The organism is Chryseobacterium sp. WG14, from assembly GCF_024586945.1.
Classification (GTDB): domain Bacteria; phylum Bacteroidota; class Bacteroidia; order Flavobacteriales; family Weeksellaceae; genus Chryseobacterium.
In genome coordinates, this window is record NZ_JALCZD010000011.1 from 41,426 (window position 1) to 57,484 (window position 16,059).

The window sequence follows — 16,059 nt, forward strand, 5'->3', positions numbered from 1 at the left end:
AAAAATTTCATATTATTTTGATTTTTAAGGTTAAAATTGAAGAAGTAATTTAACTTTCAGTTACTTTTGTAATCCAAAACAGTGAAAGCATCTTATGAAGATTAAGGACGCGGAAATTATTTCGTTGATGCAGAATCCACGGACCCAGGAAAAAGGTGTCCGTGCCTTGATGGATGCTTATCAAAGCAGATTGTATTGGCACATTCGAAGAATTATCGTGGATGGAGATCTTGCTCAGGATACTTTGCAGGAAACATTTATTAAAGCTTATCAGAATTTTCATCAGTTCAAAAATGACAGTCAGTTGTACACTTGGCTTTACAGAATTGCTACCAACGAAGCATTACAACAAGTCAACAAAATGAATAAAATGAAAAAAACTGATGAAGACGCAGAGTATCATATGCAGAATCTTGTCGCCGACAATACCGAAGGAAGTGCCGAAGAAATACAAATCCTGCTACAGAACGCTATACAAAGTCTGCCAGAAAAGCAGAAACTGGTATTTATGATGCGGTATTATGATGATTTGCCTTACGAAGAAATATCTAAGATTGTAGATATGTCTGTAGGGACGTTAAAAACAAATTATCATTATGCCAAGCAGAAAATAGAAGAATTTATTAAAGAAAATTACGAAAGATAATTTTTGAAAAAACAGAAATGAAAGAGTTCGACATAGAAAAATTAGAACGTAAAAATATTTACAAAGTCCCTGATCATTTGTTTGAAAACATTCAGGAGAATGTTATGAATGATATAAAGACAAGCAAAAAAGCGCCTATCTTTAAATTGAACTGGCTGTACGCTGCCGCGGCATCAGTAGCTTTAATTTTTGGAATGACTTATGTTTTAAATTCTGATAATGATTCCGCTGAAAAAGGGCTAACTTCAGATGCTGCCTATGCAGTTAATAAAGGAGAACCCAAAACAGAAAGTGAACTTGCTTATGAAACATTAAAATCTGATTTAACTTTTGCTGATAATAATAATCAAACAAGTGTAAATCAGGCGGATAATGTTAACTATGCTTTAAAAAACGAAAAAGAAAAAACAGAAACGTCACCAAAATCAGTGAAAGCCAAGCCTAAAAAAGACGAAACCAAAATAAATGATTACCTGGATTCGTTTTCTAATTCTGAAATTGCAGAATTGGCTAGTAACTCGACACAAGACGTTTATTTGGACTTATATAATTAATAAAGATGAAAAAGATAATATTGACGTTTTTTATTATTTATGGTTTCGGCTTGAATGCTCAAAGGACGGATTATGACTGGAAAAAGATGGATCCAAAACAACGGAAGGAAGTCATTAACAATCTTTCTCCTGAAGAAAGGAAAGAACTGCTTAAGAAGTTCAGGAACAACATGATCATGGATAATCTGAATATTGACCAGGATGATAAAGCAGAATTTACCCAGCTTTATAATGAATACCTGGAAAGTCAGAAGCAGATAAAAGGACAGTTCGATCCTGGCTTTAATCCTGAAACATTATCAGATGAAGAAGCCAAAGTTAAACTTCAGCAAAGCTTTGAAATAGGGCAGAAGCTATTGGATAACAGAAAAAAATACGCAGATAAAATGCAGCAGGTAATTCCCTGTCAAAAAGTCTTAAAGCTGTTTCAGTCTGAAGGAATGATGAGAGATAAAATGAATGAAAGGAAACCTCACGGAAATAATAATCCAGGACCTAAACAGACCCCATAATAGTTTATTTTTTTTAATGTTGGACGGCTCTTACAAATCTTTTTTTGTGAGAGCCGTTTAATTTATGTTTTAAAAAATTCTACTTTTACCGAAAACATCAATTATGAAAAAAACACTTTTCTTTTTATTGCTTTCAGTAGTGTTATACGGTCAGAAAAACCAGTTTATAGAACTTAGAAATAATATAAAAGATAGAAATCATGCCGCCCAATCTCTTACGTTGCTTGACAGAAGAGAAGATAAAACAATAGGTATAGTTTCACACAGGAAAGAGCCTTACGAGGTAAAATTTGAAAAAGAAGACCTGGAAAAATTATTTTCAGATTGGTTTTTAGAGAATAATAAAAAACTGGGAAAGACTGAATACTTCCTTGTACTGGAACATTTAAAAGTTAAAGATATACCGGGCGAAAGATCAGTCGCAGGACATCTTGAAATGCAGGTGTCTACCTTTTTAAAAAGAAATAATAAATATTACTTTTTAAAAAAAATTAAAATTTCAAAAGATTATCCACAGAGAGATCATGCTTATATTACAAGGGCTATAGCAGCCAAAATATCATCGGAATTAACCAATATTGTAAAAGATTCATATGCTGAAAGTGGTTTGAATATTCCTGTTTCCGAGGCCGATCTTGACAACTACGGAAAAATAATATCTGAGCAGTTACCTGTTTATAGCTCCCAGTCTTTTGCAGATGGAGTCTATAGAGATTATAAATCATTTGCAGAACAAAAACCTGATAAAGAACTTACGGTAAAGAAGAATAAAGAGGGCGTGATTAAAGGAGTGAAAAGAGTTGATGGTTATGATAATCTTAATAAAGATGTTTTTGCAATCATCGATAACGGAATTGCTTATAAAAAAACACCCACAAGTATTATTGAGATAGAGAAAGATGATGAAGGCTATTTTATAACTGCATCCGAAGAGGAAATTTTTCCAAGGTCTAATGCTGCTATTTATGCAGGGGCTGGAGTTGGAGGTATTATTGGAGGTTTGGTCGTTGCTGTAATAGATATTACTGCCACAAAGATCCGCAAACAGAATGCAATGTATTATAGAGTAGGAATTGATACGCTTACAGGAGATTATATTTTCCCTGAAAACTTTGGTAAAACTAAATAACATATCGGAAAAGAAGAGACAATTTTGCTTCTCTTTTTACCATTATTTGTGTTTTAGTTAAAAGAAAAAATTAAGAATATAAAATTCTCTTGCATTTTCTTATCTTTGCAAATTACAAGATTCTTAAATGAAAAACATACGAAATTTTTGCATAATCGCTCATATCGACCATGGTAAAAGTACCTTGGCAGATCGTCTTTTAGAGTATACGAATACAGTTACTCAAAGAGAACTACAATCTCAGACGCTGGATGATATGGATTTGGAGAAAGAACGCGGGATTACGATTAAGTCTCACGCGATCCAGATGGATTATGAATATAAAGGAGAAAAATATATTTTAAACCTGATTGATACACCGGGACACGTAGACTTCTCTTATGAAGTTTCCCGTTCTATTGCTGCTTGTGAAGGAGCCCTTCTTATTGTGGATGCTGCCCAAAGTATTCAGGCACAAACGATCAGTAATTTATATTTAGCATTGGAAAATGACTTGGAGATTATTCCAATTCTTAATAAAATAGATCTTCCATCTGCAAACCCAGAAGAAGTTACCGACGAAATTATGGGACTTTTAGGGTGCAAATATGAAGATGTTCTTAGAGTTTCAGGGAAAACAGGAGAAGGAGTTCATGATTTGCTTGAGCAGATTGTGAATAGAATTCCTGCTCCGGTTGGAGATCCTAAAGCTCCGTTACAGGCATTGATCTTTGACTCTGTTTACAACCCGTTCAGAGGAATTGAGGCTTATTTCAAAGTGGTGAACGGAAGTATTTCTAAAAACGAAAAAATTAAATTTTTTGCTACAGGAAAAGAATATGGTGCTGATGAAGTAGGAACTTTGAAACTAAAACAAGTTCCGAAAAAAACTATTGAATGTGGTGACGTAGGATATATTATTTCCGGAATTAAAGATGCAAGAGAAGTTAAAGTGGGTGATACCATTACCTCTTTTGTGAATCCTGCAGAAGCTGCCATCGATGGTTTTGAGGAAGTAAAGCCAATGGTTTTTGCCGGCATTTATCCTATTGAATCTGAAGATTTTGAGGAACTAAGATTCTCATTGGAAAAATTAAGATTAAATGATGCCTCTTTGGTTTTTGAACCTGAAAGTTCTGCAGCACTTGGTTTTGGTTTCCGTTGCGGATTCTTAGGAATGCTTCACATGGAAATTGTACAGGAACGTCTTGACAGAGAATTTGATATGAATGTTATTACTACGGTACCCAATGTTTCATACCATGGATATTCTAAAAGAGAACCTGAAACCGCAATTTTAATCAACAATCCGTCTGAAATGATTGATCCCAATCTTTTGGATAGAGTTGAAGAGCCTTATATAAAAGCTTCCATTATTACTAAATCCGATTTCGTAGGTGCGGTTATGACGCTTTGTATTGAAAAAAGAGGAGAGATTGTTAACCAAAGTTATTTAACGGCAGACAGGGTAGAATTAACATTCAATATGCCTTTGGCTGAAGTTGTTTTCGACTTCTATGACCGTCTTAAATCTATTTCCAAAGGATATGCTTCATTTGATTATTCACCAATAGGAATGCGTTCTTCCAAACTGGTTAAAATGGATATTCTGATCAATGGAGATATGGTAGATGCCCTTTCTTCACTGATTCATGAGAGTAATGCCTATTATATTGGTAAAAAGATGTGTGAAAAACTTCGTGAACTGATCCCTAGACAGCAGTTTGATATTGCAGTTCAGGCAGCATTGGGAGCGAAAGTTATTGCCAGAGAAACAATCAAGGCATTAAGAAAAGACGTTACCGCGAAATGTTATGGAGGAGATATTTCCAGAAAGAGAAAGCTTTTGGAAAAACAGAAGGAAGGTAAGAAAAAAATGAAACAGATTGGAAGGGTAGAAGTACCACAGTCTGCATTCATGGCTGTATTAAAGCTTAATGATTAAAAATATAAACCGCTTCGTTCGAAGCGGTTTTTTATTGCCTTTGATTTTAGCGCTTTAGAAAGCTACAGGATTTTTTTTGTATTTTTATAAAAACATATTGTTGAATGAAATCAGAAGAAATAAAAAACTTATTCTATAAATTTGAAGAAGCCTCCTGAACTAGAGGGAATAGAATGCTGGAGTGCAAGGGATTTACAAATTTTGTTAGGATATAGTAAATGGGAAAACTTTGAAAAAGTAATTATAAAAGCAAAAGATGCTTGCAAAAATGTTGGGGAGCTAATCGAGTATCATTTTCCTGATATCAGGAAAACGATACAGATGCCGAAAGGAGCTGAAAAAGAGATAGATGATATTCTATTAACAAGGTACGGATGTTATTTAATCGCACAGAATGGGGATAGTAGAAAACAAGAGATTTCTTTTGCACAAAATTATTTTGCAGTTCAAACAAGAAGAGCAGAATTAGTAGAGCAAAGATTATTGGAGTATGAAAGAATCAAAGCCCGTGAAAAATTAAGTCAAACCGAAAAACAACTTTCAGGAGTTTTATATGAGAGAGGAGTTGATAGCCAGGGATTTGCTATTATAAGAAGTAAAGGAGATCAAGCGCTTTTCCGGTTAAACACCCAAATGCTAAAGAAAAAAATGGGTATTCCTGAAAATAGGCCAGTTGCTGATTTTTTACCTACTATTAGTATTAAAGCTAAAGATTTAGCTGCAGAAATGACAGGATTGAATGTTCAAAGTAAAGATCTAAAAGGACAATCAAAAATTGAAGAAGAACATATAGATAATAATGTTGCTGTTAGGAATATGCTTACTAACAGAGGAATAATTCCTGAAAATTTACCTTCTGCGGAGGATGTCAGAAAATTGCAGAGAAAATTAGACGGAGATGAAAAGAAAGTTTTGAAACAAACTAAAAAGCCTTTTAAGAAATAAAACAAAATCTGCTTCAAACGAAGCAGATTTTGTTTTATTTCTTGCGGGTGAATTTTATTTCCATTGTTTTCATTTCCTTTCCTGTTTTAGGATTGGGACCGTACATTTCCAGTGTATGGTTATTATCATCGGTAAAGGTATAGACTTCTCTTACGTCACATTCTTTTCCAGGCTGGCTGGGGTCCGTCATTTTACCTTTAAAATCAATAGATTTTTTAGCAGGATTCCAGTCTCCCTCGGCATGCATTAATCCTGTTCCCATATTGTCAATCCAGGTGCTTACAAATTTTTTCCTGGCATTATCATATCCCATAATGCTCATCCCTTCAAAAGGCATTCCCATAAAATTTCCTTTATAATTGCTTACCTGATAACGTCCCTCAAAGATCATTTTATTAGTGCATTCAGAAGTGCTGGTGGCTGCTTTTCCGCTTTCATCCATCCACATGCTGGTAGCACCGGTCCAGTTTCCATCAAATTTTGCCAGCATTTTATGCATTTCTCCCGGAGTAGCAAATTCCATCCACGCTTTGGTTGCTGTAGCAGAATCTACAGGTTTCCATTCGGATTTTGCGGCGGTGGAATCCGTTTTGTCAGCATTGCCGGCTGCTGTTGTTTTTCCTTTCTCGCAGGCTGTCATTAAAAAAGCCATAGAAAGAACTGTTAGTAAATTTTTCATAATTATTTAATTTTAAGTTGGTTATAGTAATAACTTAAAGATAGTAACTTTTATTATATGTAATTTTTTTATTGTTATGATAAATTGTAACTTTGTGTATTCGTAACGCAAATTAATTTATGGAATCTCCCAAAAAATTACAGGATATAAAAGTGGCTGTAGATGCTGTTATCTTTGGCTATTTTGATAAAAAAGACCTTCAGATTCTTTTAATCAAAAGAAACATAGAACCCTTTAAAGGCGGATGGGCACTTCCCGGAGGCCTTGTATTGGATGATGAGAACCTGGATGATGCGGTAAAGAGAGAACTGCACGAAGAAGCAGGTATAAAGCCCGATTTTTTGGAACAACTCTATACATTTGGTAATGTTGGGCGTGATCCGAGGAATAGAGTGGTTTCCGTGGCTTATTTGGGGCTCGTGAACCCTTCTTATCATGAGTTGTTTGCTGATTCTGATGCTGACGATGCACAATGGTTCAGTGTCCACAAGCTCCCTTCTGTAGCTTTCGATCATAAAACAATTATTGATACAGCATTAAAGAGACTTCGTACCAAAATCCAGTATCAGCCGGTTGGATTTAATCTTCTCAATGAGGAATTTCCTTTTTCAGACCTTGAAAACCTTTATAAAACCATTGTAGGACAGGAAATTGACCGCCGAAATTTTCGTAAAAAAATTATGAGCTATGGTTTGCTTAATGAAACCAATAACGTTAAAAAAGAAGGCAGCGGAAGACCTGGAAAGCTCTTTACCTTCAATCAGGAAAAATACAAAAAACTGGAGGAGCAGGGATTTTATTTTGAAATCAAATAGTTTTTTAACCACAAATCAGACAATATTTTACACTAATAATCACAAATGCACTTACTCAATGTGTTATTAAAACTACACTAAAATCTATTGTATAAGCAAAGATATTCAGAAGATATTCAATTGAAACGGGCTTTAGCCCGTTTTTTTATATACCAGCATTCCATCGGCTTTAGCCTAAACCCAACAGACACCTGTCGTTTGCGTAAAATATTTGTGGCAGTAGTGTTTATTAATTAAAATTTTATCACTGATAATCAGTATTTTATATTTATTAGTGTAAAAACAACACAAATAAATTTGGTGTATAAATTGGAATTCACTTACATTTGTGTAATAATAACGCAATCATGAAATACACTATACAAATTATTAAAGACAGATTTCAGAAAAAAGAAAGGATAAAGTTTTTGTTTTTCTGGGGACATACGGTTAAAGATGAGGTCACCAAGTCATGCTTTAGCCAATGGTTTGCAGGAAAGTTTGAAGAAAACGGTATTGTTTATAAAACAGCAGAACATTATATGATGGCTGGTAAAGCAAGGTTATTCAATGATCCCGAAACTTTAGAAAAAATAGTGCAGGCATCCACGCCCAACCAGGTTAAAAGCCTGGGAAGAAAAGTAAAGAATTTTGATCCGAAACGTTGGGATGAACATAAATACGAGATTGTAAAACAGGGAAATCTTTTAAAATTTTCACAGAACAAGAAATATAAAGACTTTCTTTTATCAACCAACGATAAGATTCTTGTAGAAGCCAGCCCTTATGATACCATTTGGGGAATCGGGATGCTGGAAACAGACTCAAGAGCAGAAAATCCTTTATTATGGAAAGGAGAAAACCTTTTAGGTTTTGTCTTGATGGAAGTACGGGATGAATTAAGAGGGTAAAAACACAATAACCAGTCACAAAATACTAACTATGGAAAAAACAGACCTACATCCACAGATATTTTTAATTGAAGACTTTCTTACGGAAGCCGAATGTGACCAATACATCGCTTTATCACAAGGAAAAAATTTTGAAGAAGCCAAAATCAATGTCGGTGGACGCCAACTGATGAGCAAAGGGATCAGAAACAATGACAGGCTGATGATTTTTGATAATAATCTGGCAGAGGATCTTTTTAAAAAAGCAGCTGAATTTCTTCCGCAGCAACATGAAAATTACAAACTTCTGAATTTTAATGAGATGTTCAGGGTTTATAAGTATTCTCCAGGCCAGCAATTTAAAATGCACCGTGACGGAAGTTATATCAGAAATGAAAAAGAGAAAAGTTTCTATACCTTTTTAATCTATCTGAACGATGATTTTGAAGGGGGAGAAACAGAATTTGAAAACCTTTTCACGGTAGCTCCTAAAAAAGGGACTGCCTTAATCTTTTACCATCCCTTAAGACACGAAGGAAGAACACTGATAAGCGGATTAAAATATGTTTTAAGAACTGATATAATGTATTCCTGTTAAAATGAATGCAGGAATGCAGCATAACTATGCTCTTTTTAATTAGCGTAATAACAACACAAAAGAATGATTATGGAAGATGAGCTAAAACCAAGATTTATCGAATCATTACAAAGAAACAATGATCAGATCAGAGAAGACCGTGCGCGAACGATCGGAGAAGATTCAGAATTGATCTACAGGCGCAAGGTAGAGGATATCGAGTTAAAAATAAAGAGACTCGAGCGTGAACAGGAAGGACTTATTGATATCAGCCCTTTAGACAGGAACAGTTTAACTTTTGCAGATTTCAACACCGAAGACTTTGTTCAGAAAGACATAGAATTATCATTAACAATCAGAAATTTAAATATCCAGCTCGAAGTAAGTCAAAAGAGATTTGAATATTTATTCGGAAAAACATTTTAATTATGGGAAGTACAAGATACGATATAGATGCTCGTTACGATAGAGCCAGTAAGGCAGGATACGGAATAAAATCCGCAAGTGAGATTTTCACTCAGAATACAAAAAGACAGGCTCACCCATCTATGAATCCTCAAGGTGTTTCTTTCAGGGAATCCAGAGATTCTGAGGTTCATCCTAACTCGGTCCCGATTATTTTAGGATTAGATGTTACAGGAAGTATGGGACATATTCCTCATGAACTGATCAAAGAAGGATTACCCAAGCTGATGGGAGGCATTATCCAGGGAGGCGTGCCGGATCCGGCCTTACTGTTCTTAGGAATCGGAGATCACGAATGCGACAGCTACCCGTTACAGGTGGGGCAGTTTGAATCCGGGGATGAAGAATTGGATATGTGGCTTACCCGTACTTATATTGAATCCGGAGGTGGCGGAAATGGAGGAGAAAGCTATCTTTTAGCATGGTATTTTGCAGCATTTCACACCAGAACAGATGCCTTTGAAAAAAGAAAGCAGAAAGGGCTGTTGTTTACCGTAGGAGATGAACCCTGTTTAAAGGTACTTCCGGCATCAGCCATCAGAGAAATTATGGGTTCAGGACAACAAACCTATACTCATGATGAACTGTTGGAGGAAGCTAAAAAACGATACGAAGTATACCACATCAGTGTTTTACATTCCGATCAGGCCATAAGAGCAGACAGAGGCTGGAAGGAGTTATTAGGCAAAAACTGTATATCCATAGAAGATCACAGAGATATTCCTGACGTAATTAAAAAAATTATCTGCGACCAATGTAAAAACAAAACTTTTGGAACAGAAGGGCAGGAAGGATTAGATCATATTCAAATGCTTTAAGCGAGGAAACTTACATTTTCAGAGAGGCATAGGTGGCAATGGTAAATGCTCTAGAACAATAAAAAATCTACATATGAAAAAGGCACAAATAGTGATAGGATTAGGGTTTGGTGATGAAGGAAAAGGAATAACAACAGATTTTCTGGCTTGCCAAAGCCCGGATTCAGTGGTGATCCGGTTTTCAGGAGGACAACAGGCCGCTCATACAGTGATGATTGATGACAGGAAACATGTTCATTCCAGTTTTGCAAGCGGAGCACTTCGGGGATTACCTTCTTATTTTACGGAACATTGCACGATTCATCCTCTATTTTTATTCAATGAAAGGGAAGAGTTAAAAGCAAAAAATGGAAATACAGAGCTTCATATTCATCCATTAGCGAAGGTAACTACGCCTTTTGATGTCTGGAAAAACAGAACTAATATAAAGAATCTGGAGCACGGAACCTGCGGAAAAGGAGTAGGAGCTACCATGAAAAGGAATGAAAGCCCTTATAAACTATTTGCCATTGACCTGATTGCCCCCAAAGAAATGCTGATAGAAAAGCTGAAAGGTATTGCTTATTACTACGGTCTTATGGATGAAAATGAAATAGAAGAGCAGTTGAAATTTTTTTTAGAAGCCATTGATCAGATAGACTGGAAAATAGATGATTATCATTTTTTAAAATCGTTTGATAACCTTATTTTTGAAGGAAGCCAGGGAGTCCTGCTGGATATGAATCATGGTGTATTTCCTAATGTAACGTATGCCAATACCACCTCAAAAAACGCATATGAAATCTGTAAACTGCAGAAAATTGAAAATATAGAAATGTATTATGTGACCAGAAGCTATGCAACAAGACATGGAAATGGCTGGATGAGTAATGAAAAGGAGATGATCCTGAGAAATAATGAAGAGGAAACCTGTACCTTTAATGAGTATCAGAAAGGGCTTCGATTTGGCGGGTTAGATTATGACCTTTTAAACTATGCTTTGAAATTAGACGGAGCCCATGTGGAAGCAACAAAAAAGAATCTTGTAGTAACCTGTCTGGATCAGATAGATGAAAAGTTTAAACCTGAAAATCTGAATATTGATTTTGACACTGTGTATGGTTCCTATTCCCCATATTCACAGGATTTCAAAAAGTTTTCTGACGCTTAAAGAAAGAATCAGCAGATAATAGAGACATTAATTTTATTTTTAGGAAAGGAACAGGCAACATAAAAAGATACACATGAAAACAATACAATATATAAAAGGAGATGCAACTGTTCCCAATACTGAAGGAAATAAAATAATTGCCCATATATGTAATGATATAGGAGGCTGGGGAAAAGGTTTTGTCACAGCTGTATCAAAAAGATGGAAACATCCGGAAAAAGAATACAGAGAATGGTTTAGAAGCAAAGAAAATTTTACCTTGGGAGAAATTCAGATGGTTCGGACGGAAGAAGATGTCTGGGTTTGCAATATGATTGCTCAGCATAAGATTATTACGCATTCAGAGGTTCCACCTATCAGATATATGGCAGCAGAGGAATGTCTATTGAAGCTTACCTATGAAGCTTTGCAAAGAAATGCTTCAGTACATATGCCGAGAATTGGATGTGGTTTGGCTGGCGGAAAATGGGAACAGATAGAACCTATCATCGAAAGAACCTTACTGAATAAGAATGTTGAAGTGTATGTCTATGATTTTGATTAATTAATGATGAAAGAATTTGAAATAAGAGCAGATTATACCCGTGATACTATTGTTGTATATCAGGCTTATAATAAAGCCATTGCAAAAGCAGCAGTAGAACATCAGAAGTTTAGCGCTCCTTTTTCATTCAGCAGGATGACATGGATTAAGCCTTCTTTTCTCTGGATGATGGAACGCAGCAATTATGGACAGAAATCCAATCAGGAATGTACTCTGGCAATACATATCAAAAGAGAATCCTGGGAAAAAGCTTTGCGTATGGCTGTTTTAACCTCTCCTGAAAAGAGAGTCTATTCCAATCCTGAAAATTGGGAAAAAGAGTTTAGCAACGCCGAAGTGTATGTACAGTGGGATCCGGAAAGGAATATTAAAGGAAGTAAATTAGACTATCGTTCAATACAGGTAGGTATTAGCCGCCATTTGATAGAAGAATTTAATGAAGATTGGATTGTAAAAATAGAAGATTACACGCCGTTGGTAAAAAAGATATTGGAGTTTACAAAAGCAGGAGAATATGATAAGGCAAAAAAGATATTGCCGGTAGAAAAAACGTATCCTGTATCTGCTGAGCTTGCTCATACAATAGGATCAATGATGTAAAAAAAGAAATAGTGAAAACAACAAGCCTTTACAGACCGGTGGGAGAAAAAGAAATGATTCTCATTATGGAAACCGGATATAAAAAATTCCCTCCAAGATTGGAATGGCAGCCCATTTTCTATCCAGTTCTTGATGAAAGCTACGCTTCAGAAATTGCTGAAAAATGGAACACAAGAGATGAATTTGGTAATTATCTTGGCTTTGTAACCCAATTTTACGTATCAGAAGAGGTAGCAAAGCAATATCCTGCACAAAATGTAGGCGCAAAAAATCATAATGAACTTTGGGTTCCTTCTGAAGGGCTGGAAGAATTTAACCAGGCAATTATTGGGAAAATTGAAGTAATAAAAGTGTTTGTGGGGAATGATTTTAAAGGATCTGTAAATATTGAAATAAACAGCTTGGTAAATGTCTTAAAATAATCATCAGGAGTTCATTAATCAGAAAATGTCTCCAGGGGAAATATAAAAATAAATTTAAAAGAGTGGCTTTTGCAGTGCTGACAAGAAAGAAGAGATGCTGAAGCCATTTGAAGAAATACAATGAAACTTACATTAAAAAAATATAAAGAACAGCTACCAGATTGGCCTCAAAAAGGACATCACATCATGGCACAATATGATGATGAGAAAATTGTAGTCTATCAGTCCTATAAAAGAGCAATAGGAGAATTTGCGGTTAAAAATCAATATTTTGGTGGTGGATTCAGTTTGGAAAGAATGACCTGGATAAAACCTAATTTCCTTTGGATGATGTATCGTAATGGCTGGGGAACAAAAGAAGGACAGGAATGTGTATTAGCCATACATTTAAAGTTAGATGCATTCAAAAAATACCTTGAAAATTCTATTGTTTCTAGCTACAATGATGATCTTGGAATATCCAGAGAAGTGTGGCAGAAACAGGTAAAAGAATCATCTGTAAGACTTCAGTGGGATCCGGATCATGATCCTTTTGGAAACAAACTGGAAAGGAGAGCTATACAAATTGGTTTAAGAAATGAACATATCCATTCTTTTGCAAAAGAAGATATTATTTTAATTGAAAATATCTCTGATTTTGTTCAGAAACAGTATCAGTTTGTCCTGAATGATGATGTAGATCAGCTTGTCATTCCTGAAGAAAAACCATTATTATTTGATGATGAGGTTCTAAACAGGAAGCTTAATTTAAAGTAATGATTACACCTACTTTGAAAAAACTTTTTTATGAAAATTGAAGTTATAAGAGAAGACATCACAAAAATTAATGCCGATGTCATTGTCAATGCAGCTAATTCTTCTTTATTGGGAGGTGGAGGCGTAGATGGAGCCATTCATCGTGCTGGAGGACCACAAATTCTGGAAGAATGCAGAGCGATAAGAAACAGGCAGGGCAAATGTAATACTGGAGAAGCGGTGGTAACTACTGCAGGAAATCTTCCTGCAAAATATGTTATTCACACTGTAGGCCCGGTTTGGAATGATGATGCAGAGAAATGCTCAAAACTGCTATCGAATTGCTATATCAATTCTTTACAGCTGGCAGAAAACCTTGGAGTGAAAACAATAGCTTTTCCTAATATCAGCACGGGAATTTATAGGTTTCCCAAAGAATTGGCGGGAGAAATTGCTGTACATGAGGCTAGAAAATTTCAGTCAGAGACCATAGAAAAAATTATTTTTGTCTGTTTTGATGACGAAAATGAGATGATTTACAAAAAGCTATTAGACTAAAATAATGAAAAAACTAACCATATTAAGCGGAGCGGGAATCAGTGCCGAAAGCGGAATAAAAACCTTCAGAGACGGAGATGGTCTCTGGGAAAATCATAATGTAACCGATGTGGCCAGTCCGGAAGGATGGCGAAAAGACAGGGCTCTGGTATTAGAATTCTACAACCAGAGAAGACGCCAGCTTCATGAGGTACAGCCTAATGAAGCCCATAAGCTGCTGGCAGAGCTGGAAAAACATTTTGAGGTACAGATTATTACCCAGAATATTGACGATCTTCATGAAAGAGCAGGATCTTCCAATATCCTTCATATCCATGGAGAATTGTTCAAATCATGTTCATGCAACAATAAAGGCCTGATTTATGAACAAAAAGGAGACATCAATATGGGAGACAAAGCAGAAGATGGAGCTCAGCTAAGACCCTTTATCGTTTGGTTCGGGGAAGATGTTCCTTTATATCAGACAGCAAAAGAAATCGTAAAAGAATCAGATATCTTACTGGTAATCGGAACTTCTCTACAGGTATATCCTGCTGCCGGGCTGATTCATGAGATTAGCGACAATTGCCTTCTAATTGTTATCAACCCTAATGAAACAGAATTCGGATATGGAAAAAGAGCAGTGGTTATGAAGGAAACGGCCACACAGGGAATGAAACTATTGTTTGATAAACTGGTTAATCTTGCCTGATGAAAAATGCAGTTAAAGCCGGAATTTTCGGTGTTTGTATTGGAGATGCTTTAGGAGTTCCGGTAGAATTTAAAAACAGAGAATATTTGAAACGGTTTCCTGTTAAAGAAATGCAGGAATTTGGCTCGCATAATCAACCCAAAGGAACCTGGAGTGATGATAGTTCATTAACGCTCTGTCTTGCTGAGGTGCTTACAAAAGGCTATGATCTGGAAAAGATCGGGCAAAGTTTTGTAAAATGGGTGAAATACGGACACTGTACAGCCCACGGAAGACTTTTCGATATTGGAGGAACTACACGGGAAGCGATTGCAAGGCTAATCAAAGGAGAGAGTGCCAGATTTTCAGGAAATATTTTTGAAGAAGATAATGGGAATGGTTCTTTAATGAGAATTCTTCCTTTAGCTTTTTATCTGGAAAATGAAGATGATACTCAGAGGTTATATAAGACCGTAAGGGAAGTTTCAACCATTACGCATGGCCATTTTAGATCTGTTTTTGCTTGTTTTATCTATGTAATCCTTGCGATTCAGTTAATAAAAGGGAAAAACAAAGCAGAAGCCTATAAGTATATGCAAAAGATGGTTTTGGAATATGCAGAATTACAATGTTTTAACCCAAGTGAGACTGAACTCTTCCAAAGAATTTTGAAAAATGATATTTCAGGTTATTCCGAAGATGAAATCAGAGGAAGTGGCTATGTGCTACACAGTCTGGAAGCCTCTTTATGGTGTTTTTTTAATTCGGAAAATTATTCAGAAGCTGTTTTGAAAGCGGTGAATCTGGGAGAAGATACAGATACGACAGGAGCAATTACAGGAGGATTGGCAGGTATTTATTATGGATTTGAAAATATACCCCAAGAATGGATTGATGAGCTGGTAAGGAAAGATGATATAGAAAAAGTATGTGAAAAATTAGAAAACAAATATTCTATAAAGAAATGAAAGCCTTGCTAAAAATACTGTCAAAATTCTTCTCCGGACAAGATAATCAGATAATTACCTCAGAAGAACTCTTGAAAGAATACAAGTGGAAAGTTGAAATAGACAAATTTGTAGAGATTGGAAGTAACCGTGTTAATTATTCCAAGGATTATTCATTTCAAACACCGGATGAAATATTAAAGCTCTTAAATAACAATACTTTGCTTTGGGTTGATGAAAGAAATAATTTGCTTGGTTTTTCAAATAATGAGAAAAGCTTAATAATCCCTTTGCGTGATGTGAAAGGATTTGAAATTCAAAACATACTGCCAGGAAGAGGGCCTGGTGAGTCTTATTTTTCAGTTTGCTTACCTAACAGTAAATATTTGATACTTTCCATCGCTTCAAACACTTGCAATTTTGATACATATGCGGCTAAAATCTCCGGAACTTTAGGAGTAAAAGTAGCCTTTGCTCCGGAATTTTATAATTGTTAATGA

At 35.6% G+C, this 16,059-nt stretch carries 21 protein-coding genes; 20 read left to right on the top strand and 1 reads right to left on the bottom strand.

Annotated features, from left to right (window positions below):
* Positions 1-94 precede the first annotated feature (94 nt).
* The 6 genes from MP478_RS16935 (at position 95) to dinD (ending at position 5,710) form a co-directional block, all read left to right on the top strand.
* Positions 95-646, top strand: a complete 552-nt coding sequence (locus MP478_RS16935) for an RNA polymerase sigma factor (protein ID WP_047489920.1) — start codon at positions 95-97, stop codon at positions 644-646.
* A 17-nt stretch (positions 647-663) separates the two neighbouring features.
* Complete coding sequence (locus tag MP478_RS16940) at positions 664-1,200, top strand: hypothetical protein (RefSeq protein ID WP_257201117.1); 537 nt, start codon at positions 664-666, stop codon at positions 1,198-1,200.
* Between the two features lie 5 nt (positions 1,201-1,205).
* Positions 1,206-1,712 (top strand): hypothetical protein, encoded by a 507-nt coding sequence (locus MP478_RS16945; RefSeq protein ID WP_230033097.1) that lies wholly within the window; start codon positions 1,206-1,208, stop codon positions 1,710-1,712.
* 103 nt (positions 1,713-1,815) lie between these two features.
* Positions 1,816-2,841, top strand: coding sequence for a hypothetical protein (locus MP478_RS16950; protein ID WP_257201118.1), 1,026 nt, complete (start codon positions 1,816-1,818; stop codon positions 2,839-2,841).
* Positions 2,842-2,968: 127 nt separating this feature from the next.
* A complete protein-coding gene (gene lepA, locus MP478_RS16955) occupies positions 2,969-4,765 on the top strand; it encodes a translation elongation factor 4 (RefSeq protein ID WP_047489911.1) in 1,797 nt (598 codons plus the stop codon).
* A gap of 141 nt (positions 4,766-4,906) precedes the next feature.
* Positions 4,907-5,710 carry a DNA damage-inducible protein D gene (dinD, locus tag MP478_RS16960; RefSeq protein ID WP_306592796.1) on the top strand — a complete coding sequence of 268 codons (804 nt, stop codon included), beginning with the start codon at positions 4,907-4,909 and terminating at the stop codon, positions 5,708-5,710.
* 34 nt (positions 5,711-5,744) lie between these two features.
* On the opposite strand, the gene MP478_RS16965 is transcribed toward dinD, so the two are convergent.
* Positions 5,745-6,389: a DUF1579 domain-containing protein gene (locus MP478_RS16965; protein WP_257201119.1), complete on the bottom strand. Its 645-nt coding sequence runs from the start codon at positions 6,387-6,389 to the stop codon at positions 5,745-5,747.
* 119 nt (positions 6,390-6,508) lie between these two features.
* On the opposite strand from MP478_RS16965, the gene MP478_RS16970 reads away from it, so the two are divergent.
* The 14 genes from MP478_RS16970 (at position 6,509) to MP478_RS17035 (ending at position 16,056) form a co-directional block, all read left to right on the top strand.
* Positions 6,509-7,204 (top strand): NUDIX hydrolase, encoded by a 696-nt coding sequence (locus MP478_RS16970; RefSeq protein ID WP_257201120.1) that lies wholly within the window; start codon positions 6,509-6,511, stop codon positions 7,202-7,204.
* 347 nt (positions 7,205-7,551) lie between these two features.
* Positions 7,552-8,094, top strand: coding sequence for an NADAR family protein (locus MP478_RS16975; RefSeq protein WP_257201121.1), 543 nt, complete (start codon positions 7,552-7,554; stop codon positions 8,092-8,094).
* 31 nt (positions 8,095-8,125) lie between these two features.
* Positions 8,126-8,671: a 2OG-Fe(II) oxygenase gene (locus MP478_RS16980; protein WP_257201122.1), complete on the top strand. Its 546-nt coding sequence runs from the start codon at positions 8,126-8,128 to the stop codon at positions 8,669-8,671.
* Positions 8,672-8,740: 69 nt separating this feature from the next.
* Positions 8,741-9,076, top strand: a complete 336-nt coding sequence (locus MP478_RS16985) for a hypothetical protein (RefSeq protein ID WP_230033075.1) — start codon at positions 8,741-8,743, stop codon at positions 9,074-9,076.
* A gap of 2 nt (positions 9,077-9,078) precedes the next feature.
* Positions 9,079-9,933 carry a hypothetical protein gene (locus tag MP478_RS16990; protein ID WP_257201123.1) on the top strand — a complete coding sequence of 285 codons (855 nt, stop codon included), beginning with the start codon at positions 9,079-9,081 and terminating at the stop codon, positions 9,931-9,933.
* A gap of 73 nt (positions 9,934-10,006) precedes the next feature.
* Positions 10,007-11,083: an adenylosuccinate synthetase gene (locus MP478_RS16995; protein WP_257201124.1), complete on the top strand. Its 1,077-nt coding sequence runs from the start codon at positions 10,007-10,009 to the stop codon at positions 11,081-11,083.
* 73 nt (positions 11,084-11,156) lie between these two features.
* Complete coding sequence (locus MP478_RS17000; protein ID WP_257201125.1) at positions 11,157-11,627, top strand: macro domain-containing protein; 471 nt, start codon at positions 11,157-11,159, stop codon at positions 11,625-11,627.
* Between the two features lie 3 nt (positions 11,628-11,630).
* Positions 11,631-12,227 (top strand): DUF4291 domain-containing protein, encoded by a 597-nt coding sequence (locus MP478_RS17005; RefSeq protein WP_257201126.1) that lies wholly within the window; start codon positions 11,631-11,633, stop codon positions 12,225-12,227.
* Positions 12,228-12,238: 11 nt separating this feature from the next.
* Positions 12,239-12,649, top strand: coding sequence for an ADP-ribosylation/crystallin J1 (locus tag MP478_RS17010; RefSeq protein ID WP_257189504.1), 411 nt, complete (start codon positions 12,239-12,241; stop codon positions 12,647-12,649).
* A gap of 120 nt (positions 12,650-12,769) precedes the next feature.
* Positions 12,770-13,405, top strand: coding sequence for a DUF4291 domain-containing protein (locus MP478_RS17015; RefSeq protein ID WP_257201127.1), 636 nt, complete (start codon positions 12,770-12,772; stop codon positions 13,403-13,405).
* A 30-nt stretch (positions 13,406-13,435) separates the two neighbouring features.
* Entirely contained in the window at positions 13,436-13,942 is a 507-nt protein-coding gene (locus MP478_RS17020) for an O-acetyl-ADP-ribose deacetylase (RefSeq protein WP_257189506.1), read from the top strand.
* Positions 13,943-13,946: 4 nt separating this feature from the next.
* Entirely contained in the window at positions 13,947-14,633 is a 687-nt protein-coding gene (locus tag MP478_RS17025; protein WP_257201128.1) for an NAD-dependent deacylase, read from the top strand.
* Positions 14,633-15,580: an ADP-ribosylglycohydrolase family protein gene (locus MP478_RS17030; protein WP_257201129.1), complete on the top strand. Its 948-nt coding sequence runs from the start codon at positions 14,633-14,635 to the stop codon at positions 15,578-15,580. The genes MP478_RS17025 and MP478_RS17030 overlap by 1 nt, the downstream gene beginning before the upstream one ends.
* Positions 15,577-16,056 carry a hypothetical protein gene (locus MP478_RS17035; RefSeq protein ID WP_257201130.1) on the top strand — a complete coding sequence of 160 codons (480 nt, stop codon included), beginning with the start codon at positions 15,577-15,579 and terminating at the stop codon, positions 16,054-16,056. The genes MP478_RS17030 and MP478_RS17035 overlap by 4 nt, the downstream gene beginning before the upstream one ends.
* Positions 16,057-16,059: the final 3 nt, after the last annotated feature.